Consider the following 20758-nt stretch of genomic DNA (forward strand, 5'->3'; position numbering starts at 1 on the left):
GGGCCCGTCGCCGCACTGGTCGGCTCACCCGGATAGGTGAACTTCGCGCCGACCCGAGGGCCGGCCGCAAACCCGTTGCCGCCCGGTGATCACCACCGCCAGCCTGGACCCGTCCGTACCCGCACCACCCTTGTTCGGAGCCACCGTGACCGTCAGCCCCCGCACCTGCCCGAGCGCCCGGCCCACCGCCGCGCCGACCGCCCACCGGCGCGTCCGCCCGACCGAGCACCCGACCGCCCGACCGCACCACCGGGTCCGTACACCCGACGGCGGCTGCGACCCGACCGGGCGCCGCCCCCGCCACCCGCGCGCCGCCTGCACCGCCCCCGGATCCGCACCCGGCCCCGCCCGGCACGACGCCGGGGCGCTCGCCGCCCGCTTCGCCCACCAGCTGGTCGAGGTGCTCACCGGCGCCCGGCCCTCGGGCCAGCTGATGCGGCACACCAGCCTGGACGGCTACGGGCAGCTCGCCTCACTGGTCCGGGCCGGCGCGCTGCGCCGCGGCGGCCCGGCCGACCGGCCCCGGCTCGGCCCGGTGCACGACCGGTCGCCCTCCCCGGACGCCGTCGAGGCCTGCGTCCGGGTCGACCTCGGCCGGCGGCACCACATGGTGGCCTTCCGGCTGGAGCAGCGCGGCCCGGCCGGCCAGTGGCAGTGCACCGCCGTGGAGGCCCGGTGACGACCACGGCCCGGAACACGCCCCAGGGGACGGCGCAGGGCGCCGCCCCGGTACGGGAGCGGCGCCCTGTGCGGCGTCCTGCGGCCGGCGGCTCAGGCCTTGCGGCGGCGGCCCTTGGCGGACTTGGCGGCCTTGCGGCGCTCGGCGCGGGTCAGCCCGTCGCCCTCGTCCTCCGGCAGGCCGTCCTCGAAGTCGCCCTCGATGACACCGCCGCCGATCTCGTCCGAGGGGGCCGTGTAGTGCAGCCGCTGCGGCTTCGGGGCCTCCAGGCCCTTGGCCTTGATCTCCGGGCGGGCGGCGTCCTTCTCCAGCTTGTCGAGCAGCACCTCGGCGTCCGCCACTGGCACCTCCTCGACCTGCTGCTCGACCTGGACCTCCAGGTTGAACAGGTAGGCGACGGACTCCTCCTTGATGCCCTCCATCATCGCGGTGAACATGTCGAAGCCCTCGCGCTGGTACTCGACCAGCGGGTCGCGCTGCGCCATGGCGCGCAGGCCGATGCCCTCCTGGAGGTAGTCCATCTCGTAGAGGTGCTCGCGCCAGCGGCGGTCCAGCACCGACAGCACGACGCGGCGCTCCAGCTCGCGCAGGATCTCCTCGCCGAGCTGGTCCTCGCGGGCGCCGTACTGCGCCTGGACGTCCTCCTGGACGACCTTGGTCAGGAAGTCCGAGGTCAGGCCGGCCGGACCGCCGACCTCCTCCTCCAGCTCCGCGAGGTCCAGGGTGATCGGGTAGAGCTGCTTGAACGCGGTCCAGAGCTTGTCGAGGTCCCAGTCGTCCTCGAAGCCCTCGCCGGTGGCCGCCTTGACGTAGGCCTCGACGGTGTCGTCCATGAAGTGGCTGACCTGCTCCTGGAGGTCCTCGCCCTCCAGGACGCGGCGGCGCTCGCCGTAGATGACCTCGCGCTGGCGGTTGAGCACCTCGTCGTACTTGAGGACGTTCTTGCGGATCTCGAAGTTCTGCTGCTCGACCTGGGTCTGCGCGGAGGCGATCGCGCGGGTGACCATCTTGGACTCGATCGGCACGTCCTCGGGCACGTTGGCCATCGAGAGCACGCGCTCGACCATGCCGGCCTTGAACAGGCGCATCAGGTCGTCGCCCAGCGACAGGTAGAAGCGGGACTCGCCCGGGTCGCCCTGACGGCCGGAGCGGCCGCGCAACTGGTTGTCGATCCGGCGGGACTCGTGCCGCTCGGTGCCGAGGACGTAGAGGCCGCCGGCCTCCTTGACCTCGTCCTGCTCGGCCTTGACCGAGGCCTTGGCCTTCTCCAGCGCGGCCGGGAACTCGGCCTCGTACTCCTCCGGGTTGTCGCCCTCGGAGAGCCCGCGCTGGGCCAGCTCGGCCGCCGCCAGGTGGTCCGGGTTGCCGCCGAGCATGATGTCGGTGCCACGGCCGGCCATGTTGGTGGCGACGGTGACGGCGCCCTTGCGGCCTGCCTGGGCGACGATCTGCGCCTCGCGCTCGTGGTGCTTGGCGTTCAGCACCTCGTGCGGGATGCCGCGCTTGCGCAGCTCCTGCGACAGGTACTCGGACTTCTCGACCGACACGGTGCCGACCAGCACCGGCTGGCCCTTCTCGTGCTTCTCGGCGATGTCCTCGACCACGGCGGCGAACTTGGCCGGCTCCGACTTGTAGATCAGGTCGGGCTGGTCGATGCGCAGCGGCGTCTTGTTGGTCGGGATCGGCACCACGCCGAGCTTGTAGATCTGGTGGAACTCGGCGGCCTCGGTGGTGCCGGTACCGGTCATGCCGGAGAGCTTGTCGTACAGACGGAAGAAGTTCTGCAGGGTGATGGTGGCCAGGGTCTGGTTCTCGTTCTGGACCTCCACCCCCTCCTTGGCCTCGATCGCCTGGTGCATGCCCTCGTTGTAGCGGCGCCCGGCCAGGATGCGGCCGGTGTGCTCGTCGACGATCATGACTTCGCCGTTCATGACGACGTAGTCCTTGTCCTTCTTGTACAGCTCCTTGGCCTTGATGGCGTTGTTCAGGAAGCCGACCAGAGGGGTGTTCACCGACTCGTAGAGGTTGTCGATGCCCAGGTAGTCCTCGACCCGGGTGACGCCCTCCTCCAGGACGCCGACGGTGCGCTTCTTCTCGTCGACCTCGTAGTCGCGGTCGATCTTGAGGCGCAGCACCAGCTTGGAGAAGTCGGCGTACCACTTGGTCGCCTGGTCCGCCGGGCCGGAGATGATCAGCGGGGTGCGGGCCTCGTCGATGAGGATCGAGTCGACCTCGTCGACCACCGCGAAGTTGTGGCCGCGCTGGACGAGTTCGTCCTTCGACCAGGCCATGTTGTCGCGCAGGTAGTCGAAGCCGAACTCGTTGTTCGTGCCGTACGTGATGTCCATCGCGTACTGGCGCTTGCGCTCGGCGGGCGTCATGTTCGACAGGATCACGCCGACCTCGAGGCCGAGGAAGCGGTGCACCCGGCCCATCCACTCCGAGTCGCGCTCGGCGAGGTAGTCGTTGACGGTGATCAGGTGAACGCCCTTGCCCGTCAGCGCGTTCAGGTACGTGGGCAGGGTGCCGACGAGGGTCTTGCCCTCACCGGTGCGCATCTCGGCGACGTAGCCGAGGTGCAGGGCCGCGCCGCCCATGATCTGGACGTCGTAGTGCCGCTGGCCGAGCACGCGCTTGGCCGCCTCGCGGACGGTGGCGAACGCCTCGGGGAGGATGTCGTCCAGCGTCTCGCCGTCGACGATCCGCTGCTTGTACTCGTCGGTCAGCGCGCGCAGCTCGGCGTCGGTGAGGTTGACGAAGTCCTCTTCGATGGAGTTGACCTGGGCAGCAATCCGCTGCAGCTTGCGAAGGATCTTGCCTTCGCCGGCGCGCAGGATCTTGTCGAAGACGGACACTTGAGCGGGCTCCTTGCCTGTATTGGCACTGGACGACTGCACGGGGGGTCCACCCCACCGCACGGGCCATCGTATGCGAGGAGTCCAATGCGCCGGGAGGTGCGTCAGCACGGTATTCCCGTGTCACCCGCCCGTGCACATGGACCGATAGCACCGTCCACCGGGACAAAAGGGTCGACGGGCCGGGGAGTTGGCCCGGAATTCGGATGCCCGCATTCCTCCTGCGGAGAAATAATCCGCCCATGGAACAGCCCCGCAACGAACTCGTCACCCTCACCACCGACCGCCTGGTCCTGCGGGCCCCGCAGGAGTCCGACATCGACGCGATCTTCGCGGCCTGCCAGGACGCCGAAATCCAGCGCTGGACGGTCGTCCCGGTGCCCTACCGCCGCAAGGACGCCGAGTTCTTCGTCCACACACTGGCACCCGAGGGCGTGGCCAAGGACTCCGAGTTCATCTGGTGCGTGGTCGAACGCGGGACGGGCCGGCTGGTCGGCGCCCAGGCGGTCACCCGCAAGGCGGACGACCCGGCCGCCGCCTCGGTCGGCTGGTGGACGGTGCAGGAGCAGCGCGGTCGCGGCTACACCGTCGAGGCGGCCCGCGCGGTCGCCCGCTGGGCGCTGACCGACCTCGGGCTGCGCCGCCTCCAGTGGCTCGCCTACGTCGGCAACGACGGCTCGCGCGCGGTCGCCGAGCGGGTCGGCTACCGCTACGAGGGCACCCTGCGCTCGTACGCCGACCAGCGCGGCGTCTTCCAGGACGCCTGGGTCGCCTCGCTGCTCCCCGCCGACCTGGACCGACGGACCGGGGCCGACCAGGACTGACCCGGCCCGCTGTCGGTACCCCCGGCTACGCTCCCCGGCATGACCGCTGCCGCCGCCGGGCCCGCGCCCGTCACCGTCCTGGGCGCCGACGACGCCCGCCGGATCACCCTGCGCGCCCAGGGCCTGCTGGGCGCGCCCGACCGCCGGGCCGGCGCACGCGGAGTGCTGCGGCACCTGGGCGCCGTCCAGTTGGACACCATCTCGGTGCTGGCCCGCTCGCACGAGCTGGTGCCCTACGCCCGGCTGGGCGCGGTCGGCCGCCCGGCGGTCGAGGCGGCCTACTGGGGCGCGGGCACCACCTTCGAGTACTGGTCGCACGCGGCCTGCGTCCTGCCGGTCGAGGAGTGGCCGCTGTTCGCCTTCCGGCGCCGCCGCTACCGCGAGCGCGGCAGCCTCTGGAGCCACCAGGTCGCGCCCGGGACGTACCGGGCGGTGCTCGACAAGCTCCGCGCCGAGGGGCCGTTGACCGCCACCGAGCTGGGCGGGGCCAAGCGGACGGCCGAGTGGTGGGACTGGTCCGACACCAAGATCGCGGTGGAGCGGGCGCTGGCCTTCGGCGACGTGGTCTGCACCGACCGCCGGAGCTGGAAGCGGGTCTACGCACTGGCCGAACAGGCCGTCCCCGACGCCCTGTTCGGCCAGGACCGGTCCGACGAGGAGTGCCTGCGCACCCTGGTGGCCCAGGCCGGGTCCGCGCTCGGCGTGGCCACCCGGGCCGACCTCCAGGACTACCACCGGCTGCGCGCCGAGGACTTGGACCGGGTGCTCGCGGACAGCGGGCTGGTCCCGGTCGAGGTGGCGGGCTGGGGCCCGGACGGCGGCCGGGCCGCCGCCTGGGCCGACCCGGCCGCGCTGGCCACCGCACCGCGCGGGCGCCACCGCACCACGCTGCTCTCGCCGTTCGACTCGCTGATCTGGGACCGCGCCCGCACCGAGCGGATCTTCGGCATGACCCACCGGCTGGAGGCCTACACCCCCAAGCACAAGCGGGTGCACGGCTACTTCGCGATGCCGCTGCTCACCGGCGGCAGGCTGGTCGGCCGGGTCGACCCGGCCCGGGAGGGCCGCACGCTGGTCGCCCGGCAGGTCTCGCTGACGGACGACCGGGGCGGCGCCCGGCAGGTCGAGGCGCTCGCCACCGCCCTGCGCGAGGCGGCCGCCTGGGTCGGCTGCGACGGGGTGCGGGTCGAGGCGCTGCACGACGAACGGCTGCGCCCGGCCCTGGAGAAGCTGCTCGCCCGGTAGCCCGGCGGCGGGCGCCGGTCACCCTATTTCGAGGATCTTCTCCCGCATCGCGTACACCACGGCCTCCATCCTGGAATGCAGTTGGAGCTTTTCCAGGATGTTGCGGACGTGGTTCTTCACCGTGTTCTCGCTGATGAAAAGCTCCTTGGCGATCTCCCGGTTGTTCATCCCGGTCGCCACCAGCTTGAGCACCTCCAGCTCCCGGTCGGTGAGCCGGGGCGCCGGGACGAGGTCCCGGTCGTCGGAGCGCCGCTGGATCATCGACTTGAACTCGGTGAGCAGCTTGGAGGCCATCGACGGGCTGATCTGCGACTGCCCGTCGGCGACCGCCCGGATCGCGGTGGCGACCTCGTCGGTGGAGATCTCCTTGAGCAGGTAGCCGGTGGCCCCCGCCTTGATCGCCTCGTAGAGGTCGGCCTCCTCGTCGCTTATGGTCAGCATGATGATCTTGGTGCTGGGCGCCACGTCCTTGATCGCCGTGCAGGCCTCGATCCCGCTGCGGCGCGGCATCCGGACGTCCATCAGGATGATGTCGGGCAGCAGGTCGGCGGCCTTGAGCACGGCTTCGGCACCGTCCCCGGCCTCGCCGACGACCTTGATGTCCGGCTCCTCCGCCAGCACGATCTCCAGCCCGCGGCGGAACAACGCGTGGTCGTCCACCACCAGGACGCGGATCGGCTCACCCCGGCGCGGCGCGTACGCGGGTTCCTCCTCCGGCCCCGGCGGCAATCCGGTAACCGGTCCCCCAGCGGGCCCCAGCCCGAAGTGATCCCCCATCCGCTCCTCCCCCTTCGCGGGTCGACGTGCGCCCAATCATTCCACGCCCCGCCACCGCCGCGGTCACCCTCCGGCGCCGATTGCCCCGCATCGGGTGACCCCTGGACACAACGGACCCGAGCCCCGTTCGAGCCCGTCCCACCGGCCGGTGTCCGGAACGCGTGGAACGCCCCGGAACGCCGGTGACCCCGGCGGTCGCTGCCGCCGGGGTCACCCCTCCGTGTTCAACTGCCGGGACGGTCAGTCCTCGTCGACGGACCGGCCGATCGCACCGCCGGCGCCGCTGGCCACGCCGGCCGCCATGTCCGGCTGCACGTGGATGACGCCGTAGTGGTAGCCGTGCCGGCGGTAGACGACGCTCGGCAGGCCGCTGTCCTTCTCCACGAACAGGTAGAAGTCGTGGCCGACCAGCTCCATCTCGTAGAGCGCCTGGTCCAGCGCCATGGGGGCGGCCGAGTGGGTCTTCTCCCGGACCACCAGCGGGCCTTCGCCCTCCACTTCCAGGGATCCCATCATGGTCTTGCGGACGGCCCCGTTGGTCTCGCCCTCGTGCGCCGTGGTCTCGGGCAGCGCGGCCAGGGCCGCGGTCGCCTCGGCGACGCTGATGGGGGTGCGGCCGTTCGCGCCGCCCTTGTGCACCCGGCGCCGGTCCGCGGACTTGCGCAGCTGCGCGTCGAGCTTCGCCGAAGCCAGGTCGAGCGCCGCGTACGGGTCGCCGGCGGCGGCTTCGGCCCGGATCACCGGGCCCCGGGTACGGAGAGTGATCTCCACGCGGTCGGACCGGTCGGCCTGCCGCGGGTTGTGCTCCTTGGACACCTCGACGTCGAGGCTGATCACCTTGCCGTCGAACTTCTGGACCTTCTCCAGCTTCTCGGCCACGTGCTCGCGGAACCTCTTGGGCACCTCGGTCTTGCGGCCCTTGACGACGATGTCCACGCAGAACTCCGATCCCTCGTGCTGACGCCGATCCGGGTGCTACCGGACCGGACTGAGCTCCAGCTGGACCAGCCCATCCACTGCCGGCCCCCCGCTCCGCCGCCAGCGGCGGAAACGACTGGCCCTCATCTCACTTCCTCCCCATCAGGGACGGTTGAAACCCCCTGGAGCCTTATCGAACACCTCACGCGGGGTTTTCGCCTCCCCGGGCGGGAAGGGGGGTATGACCCGATACTTCGGGTGGCACTGGGAGTGGGCGGTCAAACCGTTGCACCCTGTCTACCCTCCTGCGAGTGAAGTATGGGTAAATACCTGGACAACGCCCCCCATACGGCGGATCCTTTGCTGACTCTCCGTGCCGAAGCCGCCAGGAGCAGCCGTGCCGCCGACCCCCTCGCCCGCCCGTCCGCCGTCCGCGCGGACACCGTTCGGCCACGCACTGGCCGGGCTGCTGGACGTCCTGCTCCCCGCCGACTGCGCGGGCTGCGGCGCCGAGCGCACCCAGCTCTGCCCGGCCTGCCGGCACGCGCTGACCGCCACCCGGCCCGGCCCCACCCTGCTGCCCTGGGCGCACGCGGCCGCGCCGTACGCCGACCCGGTGCGGCAACTGCTGCTCGCCCACAAGGAACGCGGCGCGCTGCGCCTGGCCGGGCCGCTCGGCGAGGCGCTCGGACGGGCGGTGCGCTCCGCCCTGGGGGCCCGCGCCGGGGCCGCGCCGCTGCTGCTGGTCCCGATGCCCTCGGCCCGCGCCGCCGTGCGCGCCCGGGGGCACGACCCGACGCTGCGGCTGGCCGGGGCCGCCGCCCGCTCGCTGCGCCGGGCCGGCCTGGACGCCCGGGCCGCGCCGCTGCTGCGGCACGCCCGCCCGGTCGCCGACCAGGCCGGGCTGAACGCCGCCGAGCGGCGGCGCAACCTGCACGGCGCGCTCACCGTCCTGCCGCGCGCCCGTCGGGGCCTGGCCGGCCGTCAGCCGGTGCTGGTGGACGACCTGGTGACCACCGGGGCGAGCCTGGCCGAGGCCGCCCGGGCCCTGGCCGACGCCGGACTGCCGGCCCGCGCCGCCGCCACCGTCGCGGCCACCGCGGTGCACCCGCCGGGTCGATACGGCTAGGGCAGGTCAGCCCGGGTAGAAGTACGAGCGGGCCTTGTCCACCAACTGGGCTTCCCGCCACTGGTTGTTGACCAGCCGGTAGACAGTGCCCGCGGCCACCGCGAGCACCGGCGAGGGCTGGGCCAGGATGTAGCCGCGGGACTCCGCCGTAGAGATCGACTGCGGGGAGGACGGCAGGCCGTTGCCGGTCTGCAGCTGACCGTCCGTGCTCTGCGAGCCGTCGGTGCTGATGTAGTACAGCTGCTGGGGGCGGTCCTGCTCCTTGCCGAGCACCAGCAGCTGGTCGGTCTCCGACCAGGACACCGAGGCGACGTCGACGAGCGAGGGGGCCGCCGGGCGGACGCCGGTGATCCGCACGGTCGGCGCCTGCGGCGTGCCGCCGTGCTCCACCCGCCCGAACATCAGTGAACTCCCGTTCACCCCGGGGGACTTGACCACCAGGGCGATCCGGGCGCCGTCCGAGGAGAGCTTCAACGCCTGCACCGTCTGCCCGGTCAGCCCGTCCACCGAGGCGGTGTACGTCTTACCGCCGCGCACCATGACGACCCGCGGGTTCTGCGGGTTGCGGTCCACCACCCAGAGGTCGCCGCGGCCGTCCCAGCTGGGCGAGGTGAGGCCGTCGTCCTTGGCCCCGGCCTTCGCCGGGGAGCTGAGCACCGGTTCGGGCATCGTCGCCGTGCCGGTCTGCAGCGGCACCGCGTAGAGCTGGTGGCCGTCGTCCGAGAGCGCGGCGGCCTGGGTGCCGTCCCGGCTGACCGCGACGGCGCCCAGGACGGGCGCTCCGCTCGCGTGCGGCTTGCCGAGCACCCCGAGCACCGGGTCGCCGGTGTGCCCGTCGTCGGCCGCCATCAGGGCGCCGTTGTCGGCGCGCTGGTAGTACTGCTGCACGGGCAGTCGCCCGGCCAGCGCGCCGGGGCCGACGGCCGGGTCGTCGGTGCGGCTGGCCGTGCAGGAGCCCCGCAGACCGCGCAGTTCCAGCCGTTCGACCTGGCCCTTGCCCTGGTCGGCGAAGGTGTAGAAGAGCTGGGCCGCCATCCGCCGGCAGGCCAGCGGGTCGGCCAGGTCGGCCCCGCCGACCTGCACGTGGGCGATCCGGCTGTCGTCGATGCTCACCTTGTCGACCGTGGTGCCGGTCGGGAAGGCCGTCCGGACCACCGGCGAGAGCCAGGTCGACGGCCCGGAGACCAGCGCCTTGGCGGCCGAGGCCAGCGGGTCGATCCGGCGGCGCAGGTAGATCGGGTCGGCTATCAGCACCTCCTGGCCGCCGTTGGCGGGGGCCGGCACCGACGGGTCGGGGGTGGTGTAGAAGAAGCGCTCGACCTGCCGGAAGCTGTTCCGGAAGTTGGTCTCGTTCATGATCACGCCGGGCGGCAGCGAATCGATCCGCCAGTCGCCGTCGCGCTCCCGCACGAAGGTGAAGTCGAAGACGTTGTTGTTCTGCCCCGCCACCAGCAGGTAGGAGTGCTTGTCGTCGACCTTGGCCACCAGCTGCCCGGAGACCGTCGACGAGTACTTGGTGTCGGCGTCGGCGACCTGGTCCAGCGGGATCTTCGTGGCGGAGAGCACCTGGATGCCCGCGTCCGGGTTCCAGCTCGCCGCGGCGCGCTCGGTGAGGTACTTGCGCGCGGTCTCGTACCCCTCGTCGGCGGTCACCGCGTCCAGGAACCCGGTCAGCAGCTCGCGCGGCTTGGCGCCCTTGCCGGGCGCCACCGGGAAGACCCTGGCCTGCAGGTTCTTGTCGGCCGAGCCCTGGGACAGCTCCACCTTGGTGATGCCGCCGGAGTCCGGCATGGCCGCGCAGCCGCTCGCCACCAGGGTGACGAGCACCGCGCCGGCCACCGCCACGAGCAGCGGCGCGGGGCCGGTCCTCGCACTCCCACCCACGGACCGACGCCCGCCCACGGACCGACGCCCGCCCACGGACCGACGACGGGGCAGGCCCCTAGTCGTGTTGCTCGTCCTTCGCACGCTGCGACCCCTCCAGGTCCGTCCCACCCGTCACGTCCGGCTCCGCCGTACGCTGCGCCACCGACGGCCGTCCGGGCGTCGGGTCCACCATGACCTGGGCGCCGATGACGCCGTAACCGGCCCCCGCCGTCCGCACGTCCGAGGGGTCCGCGCGCGGCCCCTCGGGCAGCCGGCTCCGGCCCAGTCCGGGGCCGATGTTCAGCACTCCGCCGAGGCCGCTGCCCAGCCCGTTGCCGGGCCCCTCGGGCGCCTCGGCCTGCTCCTCGGCGGCGGTCATCGCCGTGGCGCCCGCCGGGGCGATCGCCCGCCGGTACGGCGTGCCGTACGCGCCCAGGCCCCGGTTGTTGCGGGAGTCCTCCGGCTCCAGCCGGAACGGCGCCCGGTTGATCTCGCCGCCGCGGGTGCGGGGCAGGGTCAGCCGGAAGTGCGAGCCTCCGCCGGGCTCGCCCCAGGCCTGGAGCCAGCCGCCGTGCAGGTGGGCGTCCTCGACCGCGATGGACAGGCCCAGCCCGGTGCCGCCGGTGGTGCGCACCCGGGACGGGTCCGCCCGCCAGAAGCGGTGGAACACCCGGGACGCCTCGCCCGGCTTGAGTCCGATGCCGTAGTCGCGCACGCCGACCGCGACGGCGCCGTCGGCCGAGCCGAGGCGCACGACCACGTCGCGGCCCTCGCCGTGCTCCAGCGCGTTGACCACCAGGTTGCGCAGGATGCGCTCGATCCGGCGGGAGTCCACCTCGGCGAGCACCGGCTCGCCGTCACCGCGGATCACCACGGCGCTGCCCTTGGCCTCCGCCAGCGGTTCGGCGGCCTCGACCACCCGGCCGACGATCTCCCGCAGGTCGACCGGCTCGGCGTCCAGGATCGCGGCGCCTGCGTCGAAGCGGCTGATCTCCAGCAGGTCGGCGAGCAGCGACTCGAAGCGGTCGAGCTGGCCCTGGAGCAGCTCCGCCGAGCGGGCCGCCATCGGGTCCAGGTCCTCGCGGCTGTCGTAGATCAGGTCGGCGGCCATCCGGACCGTGGTCAGCGGGGTGCGCAGCTCGTGCGAGACGTCAGAGACGAAGCGCCGCTGCACCCGGGAGAGCTCCTCCAGCTGGCGGATCTGCGCCTGGAGGGCGTTGGCCATCCGGTTGAACGACTCCCCGAGGCGGGCGATGTCGTCCGTCCCGGTCACCTTCATCCGCTCTTCCAGGTGCCCGTCGGCGAGCCGCTCGGAGATGCCCGCGGCCATCCGGACCGGGGTGACCACCTGGCGCACCACGACCCAGGCGATGCCGCCCATCAGGATCACCACGAACACGCCGGCGGTCGCCAGGGTGCCGGTGATCAGGTTGAGGGTGTCGGTCTCCTGGCCGAAGGAGAACACGTAGAACAGCTGGTAGCTGGTGTCGGCCGGGCCGACGAACTGCATGCCGAGGGCCAGTCCGGGCTCGCTCTTGCCGCCGCCCTCGGGCGAGCGGTGGATCCGGGTCGGCTGGTCGAACATCTGGCCGGGCTCTTCGAAGAGCTTCGCGCGCAGGCTGTCCGGGATGCTGCTGGGCTGGATGTCGCCCGAGTAGCGCGGCGCGAAGCCGGCGCTGTCCGGCACGACCGTCCCGGTGCCGGGGGCCATCGCGATCACCGAGTAGACCGTCTGCCCGCTCGCGGCGAGGTCGTTGACCTGGCGCAGCAGCCAGGTGCCGGTCTCCGCGGTGCTCGGGTCGACGGCGCCGCGCAGCGCCTGGTCCCGGGCCTCGTCGATCTTCTTCTGCTCGACCTGGAAGCCGATCCGGGCCTGCGCCCGGGCCGCGTCGATCTTGGTGTCGAGCAGGCCGGTGCGCACCTGCGCCACCACGACCACGCCCAACACCAGGACCACCGCGATGGAGGCCAGCAGGGACACCGCGACCACGCGCAACTGGATCGACCGGCGGTACAGCGCGGTGACCCGGCGTGCCGGGCGCCTGAGCTGACGCTTCATCAGACCGAACACTCCGGACGGGCCGCGACGGCGGCGGGTGGTCGAACTCAGCACGTCCCCGCGCACGGCCCCCGCCCCGTCGGTCGCGGAACCCGACGGGGTGTCGTCAGCCCGGTCCGTCACGTCAGCTGGGTCCGGCCTTGTAGCCGACGCCGCGGACGGTCACCACGATCTCGGGGCGCTCCGGGTCCTTCTCGATCTTGGAACGGAGGCGCTGCACGTGGACGTTGACCAGGCGGGTGTCCGCCGCGTGGCGGTAGCCCCACACCTGCTCCAGCAGCACCTCGCGAGTGAACACCTGCCAGGGCTTGCGGGCCAGCGCGACCAGCAGGTCGAACTCCAGCGGGGTCAGCGGGATGCTGCGCCCGTCCCGCTTCACCGAGTGGCCGGCCACGTCGATCACCAGGTCGCCGATGGTCAGCTGCTCGGGTGTCGGCTCCTCGGCACGGCGCAGCCGCGCCCGCACCCGGGCCACCAGTTCCTTGGGCTTGAACGGCTTGGTGACGTAGTCGTCGGCGCCGGACTCCAGGCCCACCACGACGTCGACCGTGTCGGTCTTCGCGGTCAGCATGACGATCGGGACGCCGGACTCGGCCCGGATCTGCCGGCACACGTCGATGCCGTCCCGGCCGGGCAGCATCAGGTCGAGCAGGACCAGATCGGGCTTGCTCTCCCGGAACGCGGCTAGCGCCTTGTCCCCATCCGCGACGAAAAACGGCTCAAAACCCTCACCACGCAACACGATGCCGAGCATCTCGGCCAGTGCGGAGTCGTCATCAACGACGAGGACGCGTCCCTTCATGGGTCCATCTTCTCATTACCGGATTGTGACCTGCCGCACAGCAGTGCCATTGCTCCACAACGGCCAACTCCACCGCCGTCGAATTCCGGCCATACCGGGCGAATAGCCCTCCTCGGAGCGCCTCCGAACTGTCCGGAACCCGCCGTCCGACCCCCCGGCGGCCCCCGTTGTCGATCAGCAACCGGATACCCCTGGGGCGTCTCCGGGCCCCATGGCACGATGGGCGCTGCGCGCGGGCGAAAGATCCGCCCGGAGCCGCGCCCAGGACGCCCCTCCGAGGAGCAGTGATGACCGACACTCCGGGCTGGGCCTCGCCCAGCTCGTCCGAGCCACCCCGCGACGGCACCCGGCCCCCGGCCGACGCGCCCGCCGCCGTGCCCGGGCCGTCGGCACCCCCTCAGGCCGCACCCGCCTGGGACGCCCAGTACGGACAGCCGAACCGCGGCACCCAGCCCCCCGGCCAGGGCCCGTACGGCTGGGAGAGCGCGCGCAGCCCCCGGCCCGGCGTCATCCCGCTGCGCCCGCTCAGCATCGGCGAACTGCTCGACGGCGCCGTCACCACCGTCCGCCGGAACTGGCGCACCGCGCTCACCCTCTCGCTCGGCATCGCCGTCGTCGACCAGGCCGGCGCCTTCGTCGCCAAGCTGCTGGTCAAGGGCCGTACCGGCGCCTCCACCCAGCTGCTCACCCTGCTCGCCACCATGCCGCTGTCGCTGCTGCTCGACGCGCTGGCCGTCGCCCTGCTCACCATCGTGGTCAGCCGCGCCGTCCTCGGCCGACCGGTGACCGCCGGCGACGCCTGGCGCGACGCCCGCCCCCGGCTGCTGCAACTGCTCGGGCTCACCGTGCTCACCACCCTGATGAGCGTCGGCGTGGTGCTGCTCGGCTTCACCCCGCTGATCGGCTACACGGCGGGCGGCTCGGACACCCCCGGCACCGCGGCCCTGCTGTTCCTGGTCGGCCTGCTGACCGTCCCGGTCGGCCTCTGGCTGCTGATCCGCTACAGCCTGGCCGCCCCCGCGCTGATGCTGGAGAAGCAGGGCGTGGTGACCGCGCTCTCGCGCTCCCGCCGGCTGGCCCGCGGCGCCTGGTGGCGGATCCTCGGCATCGTCCTGCTGAGCCGGGTGCTGGCCGGGATCGTCGGAGTGACGCTCGCCATCCCGTTCCGCTTCCTCGGCCTGGTCCTCGGCCTCGGCTCCATGGACCGGCTCGGCGACACCGCCCACGAGTCCGTCGGCATGATGGTGCTGACCGCGCTCGCCGGGATCATCGCCTCCGCCCTGACCACCCCGTTCCTGGCCGCCGTCGGCGTGCTGGTCTACATCGACCAGCGGATCCGCCGCGAGGCCCTGGACATCGAGCTCGCCCGCGCCGCCGGACTGCCCGAACAGGGCGGCACCGGCTGGAGCGGCCACGCCGACCAGACCCCCGCGAGGCACTGAACCGGATGCCTATCTGGGGGGACAGGCTCCTCGCCGCCGGCGGCGCCCCGGTCACCGTTCCACGGGACCCGGCCCGCGACGCCGCCCGCGACGAGCTGCTCAAGGCCGAGTACCACAAGAACGACCCGAGCGTCCCGGAACGGGTCATCGACTGGATCTGGGACCACATCGACCGCGCCGTGGGCGGCATCTCCGGCGGCGGCACCGACGGCACCACCGGACTGGTGCTCTTCCTGGTCGTCGCCGCGGTGATCGCCGCCGCCCTCTGGTGGCGCCTCGGCGCGCCCAAGCGCACCGCCCGCACCGACTACGGCGTGTACGGCGCCACCGGCCCGCGCACCGCCGCGCAGTACCGCGCCGACGCCGCCGGGCACGCCGCCGCCGGCCGCTGGACCGAGGCCGTCCGCGAGCAGATGCGCGCGCTGGTCCGGGCCCTGGAGGAGCGCACCCTGCTCGACACCCGCCCCGGCCGCACCGCCGACGAGGCCGCCGCCGAAGCCGGCCGGGCCCTGCCCGACCAGGCCGCCGCACTGACCGCCGCCGCCCGCACCTTCGACGACATCGCCTACGGCGAGCGCACCGCCGACCAGGCCGCGTACCAGCTGCTGCTGGACCTCGACCGGGCCCTGGAGCGCAGCCGCCCGGTGCTCGCCCACGCCGCGGCCACCGCCCCGGCGCCGGCCCCGACCCCGACCCCGGGAGGAGCGGCATGACCAGCACCGCCCCGGCTCCCCCCACCCCCGAACGACCCACCGCCGAACGACCCGCCGCCGACGCCGCACCGACCAGCCTCGCCCCCACCGGGCGCGGCCTGGCCCGCCGCGCCCGCTGGTACCTGGTCGCCCTCGCCGTCCTGCTGGTCGCCGCCGTCGGCCTCGCCGTCCTCAACGCCGGCCACCGCTACCCGCCGCTCGACCCCCGCTCCTACGACGCCGACGGCACCCACGCCGTGGTCGCCCTGCTCCAGGGCCAGGGCGTCCGGACCGAACTGCGCACCGACCCCACGGCCCCCGCCGACGGCGCCGACACCCTGGTGCTGCCCGAACCCGACCTGCTGAGCCCGGCCGAGCTGCGCGCCGTCGCCGCCGCCCGGCACCGGCGGCTGGTCCTGATCAACCCCGGCCCGGCCGCCCTCAGCGCGCTCGCCCCCGGCATCCGCACCTCCGACGAGGTCGGCGGCATCCCGTTCACGTCCGTCCGCAGCACCCACCCGGGCTGCGCCCTCCCCGAAGCCGTACGGGCCGGCGCCGCCGCGATGGGCGGCACGCTCTACACCAGCGGCAGCCGCGGCGACGGCTGCTACCCGTACCACCACGGCTACCCGCTGGTCAGCGCCCCCGACGACGGCGGCGGCAACGTCATCGTCCTCGGCAGCGGCGAGTTCCTGCAGAACCGCCGGCTCGCCGACGACGGCAACGCCTCGCTCGCCCTCGGCCTGCTCGGCTCGCAGCCCCGCCTCACCTGGCACCTGCCCGACTACTCCGCGCCGGTCGCCGAGGGCACCCCGCGCAAGAGCTTCGGCGACTACATCCCGAAGGGCTGGCACTGGGCCTTCTACCAACTCGCCGTCGCCGCCGTGCTCGCCGCCCTCTGGCGCGCCCGCCGACTCGGCCCGGTGGTCAGCGAGAACCTGCCCGTGGTGGTCCGCGCCGCCGAGACCACCGAGGGCCGCGCCCGCCTCTACCGGCGGGCCAAGGCCCACGGCCGCGCCGCCGAGGCGCTGCGCCGCGCCACCGCCCACCGCCTCGCCCCCGCCCTGGGCCTCCCGCTCCAGGCCGGCGGACCGGAGCCGGAGGCGCTCTGCGCGGCCGTCGCCGACCGCCTCCCCGCGCGACCCGCCGGGGACGTCCGGGCCCTGCTGTACGGCCCGCCCCCGACCGACGACGCCGCACTGCTGCGGCTCGCCGACGACCTCGACGCCCTCGAAAGGCAGGTACGGAACCCGTGACCGAACAGGCAACCGCCCAGCTCCGCATCACCCCCGGCACGGCGCCCGCCACCCCCGTCACCGACCCGCGCGCGGCCCTGACCGCCCTGCGCGCCGAGATCGGCAAGGCCGTCGTCGGCCAGGACGCCGCCGTCACCGGCCTGGTGGTGGCCCTCCTCTGCGGCGGCCACGTGCTCCTGGAGGGCGTCCCCGGCGTCGCCAAGACCCTGCTGGTGCGCACCCTGTCCACGGCGCTCAGCCTGGGGACCAAGCGCATCCAGTTCACCCCCGACCTGATGCCCGGCGACGTCACCGGCTCGCTCGTCTACGACGCCCGCACCGCCGAGTTCTCCTTCCAGCCCGGCCCGGTCTTCACCAACCTGCTGCTCGCCGACGAGATCAACCGCACCCCGCCCAAGACCCAGGCCGCCCTGCTGGAGGCCATGGAGGAGCGGCAGGTCACCGTCGACGGCGAACCGCGCGCGCTGCCCGTCCCGTTCCTGGTCGCCGCGACCCAGAACCCGGTCGAGTACGAGGGCACCTACCCGCTGCCCGAGGCCCAGCTGGACCGCTTCCTGCTCAAGCTGATCCTCCCGCTGCCCGACCGCGACCAGGAGTTCCAGGTCCTGTCCCGGCACGCCTCCGGCTTCGACCCCAAGGACCTCGCCGCCGCCGGCGTCCGCCCGGTCGCCGGGCCCGAACACCTGGCCGCCGCCCGCGAGCAGATCGCGAAGCTCACCGTCTCGCCCGAGATCCTGGCGTACATCGTCGACCTCTGCCGGGCCACCCGGCAGTCCCCGTCGCTGTCGATCGGCGTCTCCCCACGCGGTGCCACCGCGCTGCTCGCCGCCTCGCGCGCCTGGGCCTGGCTGGCCGGGCGGGACTACGTCACCCCGGACGACGTCAAGGCGCTCGCCCTGCCCACCCTGCGGCACCGCGTCGCGCTGCGCGCCGAGGCCGAGATGGAGGGCGTCACCGCCGACTCCGTCATCCAGGCCGTCCTCGCCCAGACGCCCGCCCCCCGCTGATCCACCACCGGTAGGCGTACCGGGTCCTCGAACACACCGGGCTTCCGAAGGAGCGCACCCGCATGGCCCTCACCGGGCGAACCGCCCTGATCGCCGCGCTCGGCGCGCTCTTCGTGGGCCTCCTGCTGCCCTCCTGGACCGGGATCGGAGCCGTCACCGGCGCCGTCCTGCTCGCCGTCCTGGTCGACCTGGTGCTCGCCGCCCCCGTCCGCAGCCTGCGGATCGCCCGGGGCGGCGACACCACCGTCCGGCTCGGCGACACCGCCTCGGTCGAACTGACCGTCAGCAACACCTCCGGACGGCCGCTGCGGGCCCTGGTCCGCGACGCCTGGGCCCCCTCCGCCTGGCGCCCCGGCACCTCCGGGACCGCCTCCCGGCACACCCTCGCCGTCCCCGGCGGCGAACGGCGCCGGGCCGTCACCGTGCTCACCCCGGGCCGCCGCGGCGACCACCACGCCCACCGCGTGACGGTCCGCTCGCTCGGCCCGCTCGGCCTGGCCGGCCGCCAGGGCTCCCACCACGTCCCCTGGACGGTCCGCGCCCTCCCCCCGTTCAACAGCCGCAAGCACCTGCCCTCCCGGCTCGCCCGGCTGCGCGAACTCGACGGCCGGACCTCGGTGCTGACCCGGGGCCAGGGAACCGAGTTCGACTCGCTGCGGGAGTACCTGCCCGGCGACGACGTCCGCTCCATCGACTGGCGCGCCAGCGCCCGCCGCAACACCGTCGCCGTCCGCACCTGGCGCCCCGAACGCGACCGGCACATCCTGATCGTCCTCGACACCGGCCGCACCTCGGCCGGCCGCGTCGGCGACGCCCCCCGCCTGGACGCCGCCCTCGACGCCGCCCTGCTGCTCACCGCCCTCGCCACCCGCGCCGGCGACCGGGTCGACCTGCTCGCCCACGACGCCCGCAAGCGCGCCTCGGTCATCGGCAGCTCCCCCAGCGAGATCCTGCCCTCCTTCACCAACGCGATGGCCCTGCTGGAACCCGCGCTGCACGAGACCGACATGCGCGCGCTGGTCTCCACCGCGCTCACGATGGCGCCGCACCGCTCGCTCGTCGTGCTGCTCACCGGCCTGGACGCGGCCTCCGTCGAGGACGGCCTGCGCCCACTGCTGCCGCTGCTCACCAAGCGCCACGAGGTCGTCCTCGCCTCCGTCGCCGACCCGCACCTGGACGTGCTGGCCGCCGGCCGCGGCACCGTGGAGGCCGTCTACGGCGCCGCCGCCGCCGAACAGACCCGCGCCGACCGCCGGCACACCGCCGACCGCCTCACCCGCAGCGGGGTCACCGTCCTCGACGCCCCGCCGGCCCAGATCGCCCCGGCGCTGGCGGACACCTACCTGGCGCTCAAGGCGGCCGGCCGGCTCTGAGACACCGGATCAGGTGCGGCGGCCGGCGTTGAGCCGGGCCGCCTGGCGCGTGAGGTGGTCGCGCTCCGCGAGGTTGGACGCCCGGCGGGCCGCCTCGGCGTACAGCCGGGCTGCCACCACCGGCTCCCCGGCACGCTCGTGGAGGTACGCCGCGGCGGCCGCGTACCGGGGCAGCGCCTCGTCCAGCTCACCGAGCGCCGCCAGGCCGGCCCGCGGCCCGTCGGCCTCACCGACCGCCACCGCACGGTTCAGCCGCACCACCGGACTGTCCGTCAGCCGCACCAACTCGTCGTACCACTCGACGATCTGCACCCAGTCGGTCTCCCCGGCGGTGGGCGCGTCGGCGTGCAGCGCCGCGATGGCCGCCTGGGCCTGGAACTCCCCCAGCCGGTCCCGGGCCAGGGCCGTCTGCAGGATGCCGACGCCCTCCGCGATCGCGCCGGTGTCCCAGAGCCGCCGGTCCTGCTCCGCGAGCGGCACCAGGCTTCCGTCGGGACCGGTCCGGCCGGCCCGCCGGGCGTGGTGCAGCAGCATCAGCGCCAGCAGCCCCGCCACCTCGGGGTGGTCGATCGCCGCCGTCAGCTGCCGGGTCAGCCGGATCGCCTCGGCGGCGAGGTCGACGTCCCCGGAGTAGCCCTCGTTGAACACCAGGTAGAGCACCCGCAGCACGGTCGCGACGTCGCCCGGCCGATCGAGACGGACCGCCGAGACGGTGCGCTTGGCCCGGCTGATCCGCTGCGCCATGGTCGCCTCGGGCACCAGATAGGCCTGGGCGATCTGCCGGGTGGTCAGCCCACCGAGCGCGCGCAGGGTGAGCGCGACCGCGGAGGACGGCGTCAACGACGGGTGGGCGCACAGGAAGTAGAGCTGCAGGGTGTCGTCCACCGAGGCCGCCGGACCGGGCTCCGGCTCCTGGTCGACCAGGTCCTCCCGGCGGCGGCGGGCGGTGTCCGCCCTGGTCGCGTCGAGGAACTTCCGCCAGGCAACGGTGACCAACCAGCCCTTCGGATCCCGCGGCGGATCGCCCGCCCAGACGCGGACCGCCTCGACCAGCGCCTCCTGCACGGCGTCCTCGGCCGCCGCGAAGTCGGCTCCGCGGCGGACGAGGACACCCAGCACACCCGGGGTGAGGCCCCGGATCAGGGCCTCGTTCATCGGGAAGGTCACGGGAGAGGTCACTCCGTGACGGTCGGCGGCATGGCCAGGAACGGACGCAGCTCCAGCCATTCGTGGATCGGCTTCCCACCGGCCCCCGGGGCCGCCGACAGTTCACCGGCCAGCTCCAGGGCGCGCTCGTGGCTGTCCACGTCGATCACCATCCAGCCGGCGATGAGGTCCTTGGTCTCCGCGAACGGACCGTCCGTCACCGGCGGCCGCCCCTCGCCGTCGTACCGCACCCACGACCCCTCGGGCGCGAGCGCCTGGGCGTCGACGAACTCGCCGGTCTGCTCCAGCCGGGCCGCGAAGTCCTGCATGTACTTGATGTGCGCCGTGACCTCCTCCGGCGTCCACTGGTCCATCGGTGCGCAGTTGACCGGAGTCGGGGCGCCTCGGTAGTGCTTGAGCAGCAGGTACTTGGCCATCGTGCTTCTCCTTCGGAGCTCGTGCGACCCATTGTGGCCGCGCTCACCCCTGGGACGGAGCCGGCCACGGGTTCTCGACACGACCGGCCAAGATTTTTTCGCCCGTCTCCCTGTCGTCCTGTCTTTCTGTCGTCCTCCGGAAGCCCTGAGAACGCGAAAAGGCCCACCCGGTCACCCGGGTGGGCCTTCTCTGAATGATTGTTCGGCGGCGTCCTACTCTCCCACAGGGTACCCCCAGCAGTACCAACCGC

General features: G+C 73.5%; 17 protein-coding genes. 9 read left to right on the forward strand and 8 right to left on the reverse strand.

Annotated features, from left to right (window positions below):
* Window positions 1-145: 145 nt before the first annotated feature.
* Window positions 146-679 carry an Rv3235 family protein gene (locus ACFV8H_RS34515; RefSeq protein WP_380407794.1) on the forward strand — a complete coding sequence of 178 codons (534 nt, stop codon included), beginning with the start codon at window positions 146-148 and terminating at the stop codon, window positions 677-679.
* Window positions 680-771: 92 nt separating this feature from the next.
* Here the strand turns inward: ACFV8H_RS34515 and secA are convergent, their stop codons facing one another.
* Window positions 772-3534 carry a preprotein translocase subunit SecA gene (gene secA / locus ACFV8H_RS34520; RefSeq protein WP_380407796.1) on the reverse strand — a complete coding sequence of 921 codons (2763 nt, stop codon included), beginning with the start codon at window positions 3532-3534 and terminating at the stop codon, window positions 772-774.
* A gap of 242 nt (window positions 3535-3776) precedes the next feature.
* Between secA and ACFV8H_RS34525 the strand changes: the two genes are divergently transcribed.
* Together ACFV8H_RS34525 and ACFV8H_RS34530 are read left to right on the forward strand one after the other, a co-directional pair.
* A complete protein-coding gene (locus ACFV8H_RS34525) occupies window positions 3777-4358 on the forward strand; it encodes a GNAT family N-acetyltransferase (protein WP_380407798.1) in 582 nt (193 codons plus the stop codon).
* A gap of 39 nt (window positions 4359-4397) precedes the next feature.
* Window positions 4398-5603, forward strand: coding sequence for a winged helix-turn-helix domain-containing protein (locus tag ACFV8H_RS34530; protein WP_380407800.1), 1206 nt, complete (start codon window positions 4398-4400; stop codon window positions 5601-5603).
* An 18-nt stretch (window positions 5604-5621) separates the two neighbouring features.
* On the opposite strand, the gene ACFV8H_RS34535 is transcribed toward ACFV8H_RS34530, so the two are convergent.
* A complete protein-coding gene (locus ACFV8H_RS34535) occupies window positions 5622-6380 on the reverse strand; it encodes a response regulator (RefSeq protein ID WP_375882957.1) in 759 nt (252 codons plus the stop codon).
* Window positions 6381-6620: 240 nt separating this feature from the next.
* On the reverse strand, window positions 6621-7316 hold the full coding sequence (hpf, locus tag ACFV8H_RS34540) for a ribosome hibernation-promoting factor, HPF/YfiA family (RefSeq protein ID WP_360244504.1): 696 nt from the start codon (window positions 7314-7316) through the stop codon (window positions 6621-6623).
* Between the two features lie 379 nt (window positions 7317-7695).
* Here hpf and ACFV8H_RS34545 point away from each other — a divergent pair, with 379 nt between their 5' ends.
* Window positions 7696-8427 (forward strand): ComF family protein, encoded by a 732-nt coding sequence (locus tag ACFV8H_RS34545; protein WP_380407802.1) that lies wholly within the window; start codon window positions 7696-7698, stop codon window positions 8425-8427.
* Between the two features lie 6 nt (window positions 8428-8433).
* On the opposite strand, the gene ACFV8H_RS34550 is transcribed toward ACFV8H_RS34545, so the two are convergent.
* From ACFV8H_RS34550 to mtrA, 3 genes are all read right to left on the reverse strand, one after another.
* Window positions 8434-10311, reverse strand: a complete 1878-nt coding sequence (locus ACFV8H_RS34550) for an LpqB family beta-propeller domain-containing protein (protein WP_380407804.1) — start codon at window positions 10309-10311, stop codon at window positions 8434-8436.
* 58 nt (window positions 10312-10369) lie between these two features.
* Window positions 10370-12352, reverse strand: a complete 1983-nt coding sequence (gene mtrB, locus ACFV8H_RS34555) for an MtrAB system histidine kinase MtrB (protein WP_380407806.1) — start codon at window positions 12350-12352, stop codon at window positions 10370-10372.
* Between the two features lie 124 nt (window positions 12353-12476).
* The gene (gene mtrA, locus ACFV8H_RS34560) at window positions 12477-13154 is read right to left on the reverse strand and encodes an MtrAB system response regulator MtrA (protein WP_030283937.1); all 678 of its coding nucleotides are present in this window, start codon (window positions 13152-13154) and stop codon (window positions 12477-12479) included.
* 287 nt (window positions 13155-13441) lie between these two features.
* Between mtrA and ACFV8H_RS34565 the strand changes: the two genes are divergently transcribed.
* From ACFV8H_RS34565 to ACFV8H_RS34585, 5 genes are all read left to right on the forward strand, one after another.
* Complete coding sequence (locus ACFV8H_RS34565; RefSeq protein ID WP_380407808.1) at window positions 13442-14596, forward strand: hypothetical protein; 1155 nt, start codon at window positions 13442-13444, stop codon at window positions 14594-14596.
* A gap of 5 nt (window positions 14597-14601) precedes the next feature.
* Window positions 14602-15309 carry a DUF4129 domain-containing protein gene (locus ACFV8H_RS34570; protein WP_380407810.1) on the forward strand — a complete coding sequence of 236 codons (708 nt, stop codon included), beginning with the start codon at window positions 14602-14604 and terminating at the stop codon, window positions 15307-15309.
* Window positions 15306-16544, forward strand: coding sequence for a DUF4350 domain-containing protein (locus ACFV8H_RS34575; protein WP_380407812.1), 1239 nt, complete (start codon window positions 15306-15308; stop codon window positions 16542-16544). Before ACFV8H_RS34570 ends, ACFV8H_RS34575 begins: the two co-directional genes overlap by 4 nt.
* A 26-nt stretch (window positions 16545-16570) precedes the next feature.
* Window positions 16571-17551, forward strand: coding sequence for an AAA family ATPase (locus ACFV8H_RS34580; protein ID WP_380407819.1), 981 nt, complete (start codon window positions 16571-16573; stop codon window positions 17549-17551).
* A gap of 62 nt (window positions 17552-17613) precedes the next feature.
* Window positions 17614-18924, forward strand: coding sequence for a DUF58 domain-containing protein (locus ACFV8H_RS34585; RefSeq protein ID WP_380407814.1), 1311 nt, complete (start codon window positions 17614-17616; stop codon window positions 18922-18924).
* Window positions 18925-18933: 9 nt separating this feature from the next.
* Here the strand turns inward: ACFV8H_RS34585 and ACFV8H_RS34590 are convergent, their stop codons facing one another.
* Together ACFV8H_RS34590 and ACFV8H_RS34595 are read right to left on the reverse strand one after the other, a co-directional pair.
* Window positions 18934-20079: an RNA polymerase sigma factor gene (locus ACFV8H_RS34590; protein WP_380407821.1), complete on the reverse strand. Its 1146-nt coding sequence runs from the start codon at window positions 20077-20079 to the stop codon at window positions 18934-18936.
* Window positions 20080-20099: 20 nt separating this feature from the next.
* A complete protein-coding gene (locus ACFV8H_RS34595; RefSeq protein ID WP_380407815.1) occupies window positions 20100-20507 on the reverse strand; it encodes a YciI family protein in 408 nt (135 codons plus the stop codon).
* Between the last annotated feature and the right edge of the window lie 251 nt (window positions 20508-20758).

Origin of the sequence: Kitasatospora sp. NPDC059827 (assembly GCF_042731675.1) — a bacterium.
GTDB lineage: Bacteria > Actinomycetota > Actinomycetes > Streptomycetales > Streptomycetaceae > Kitasatospora.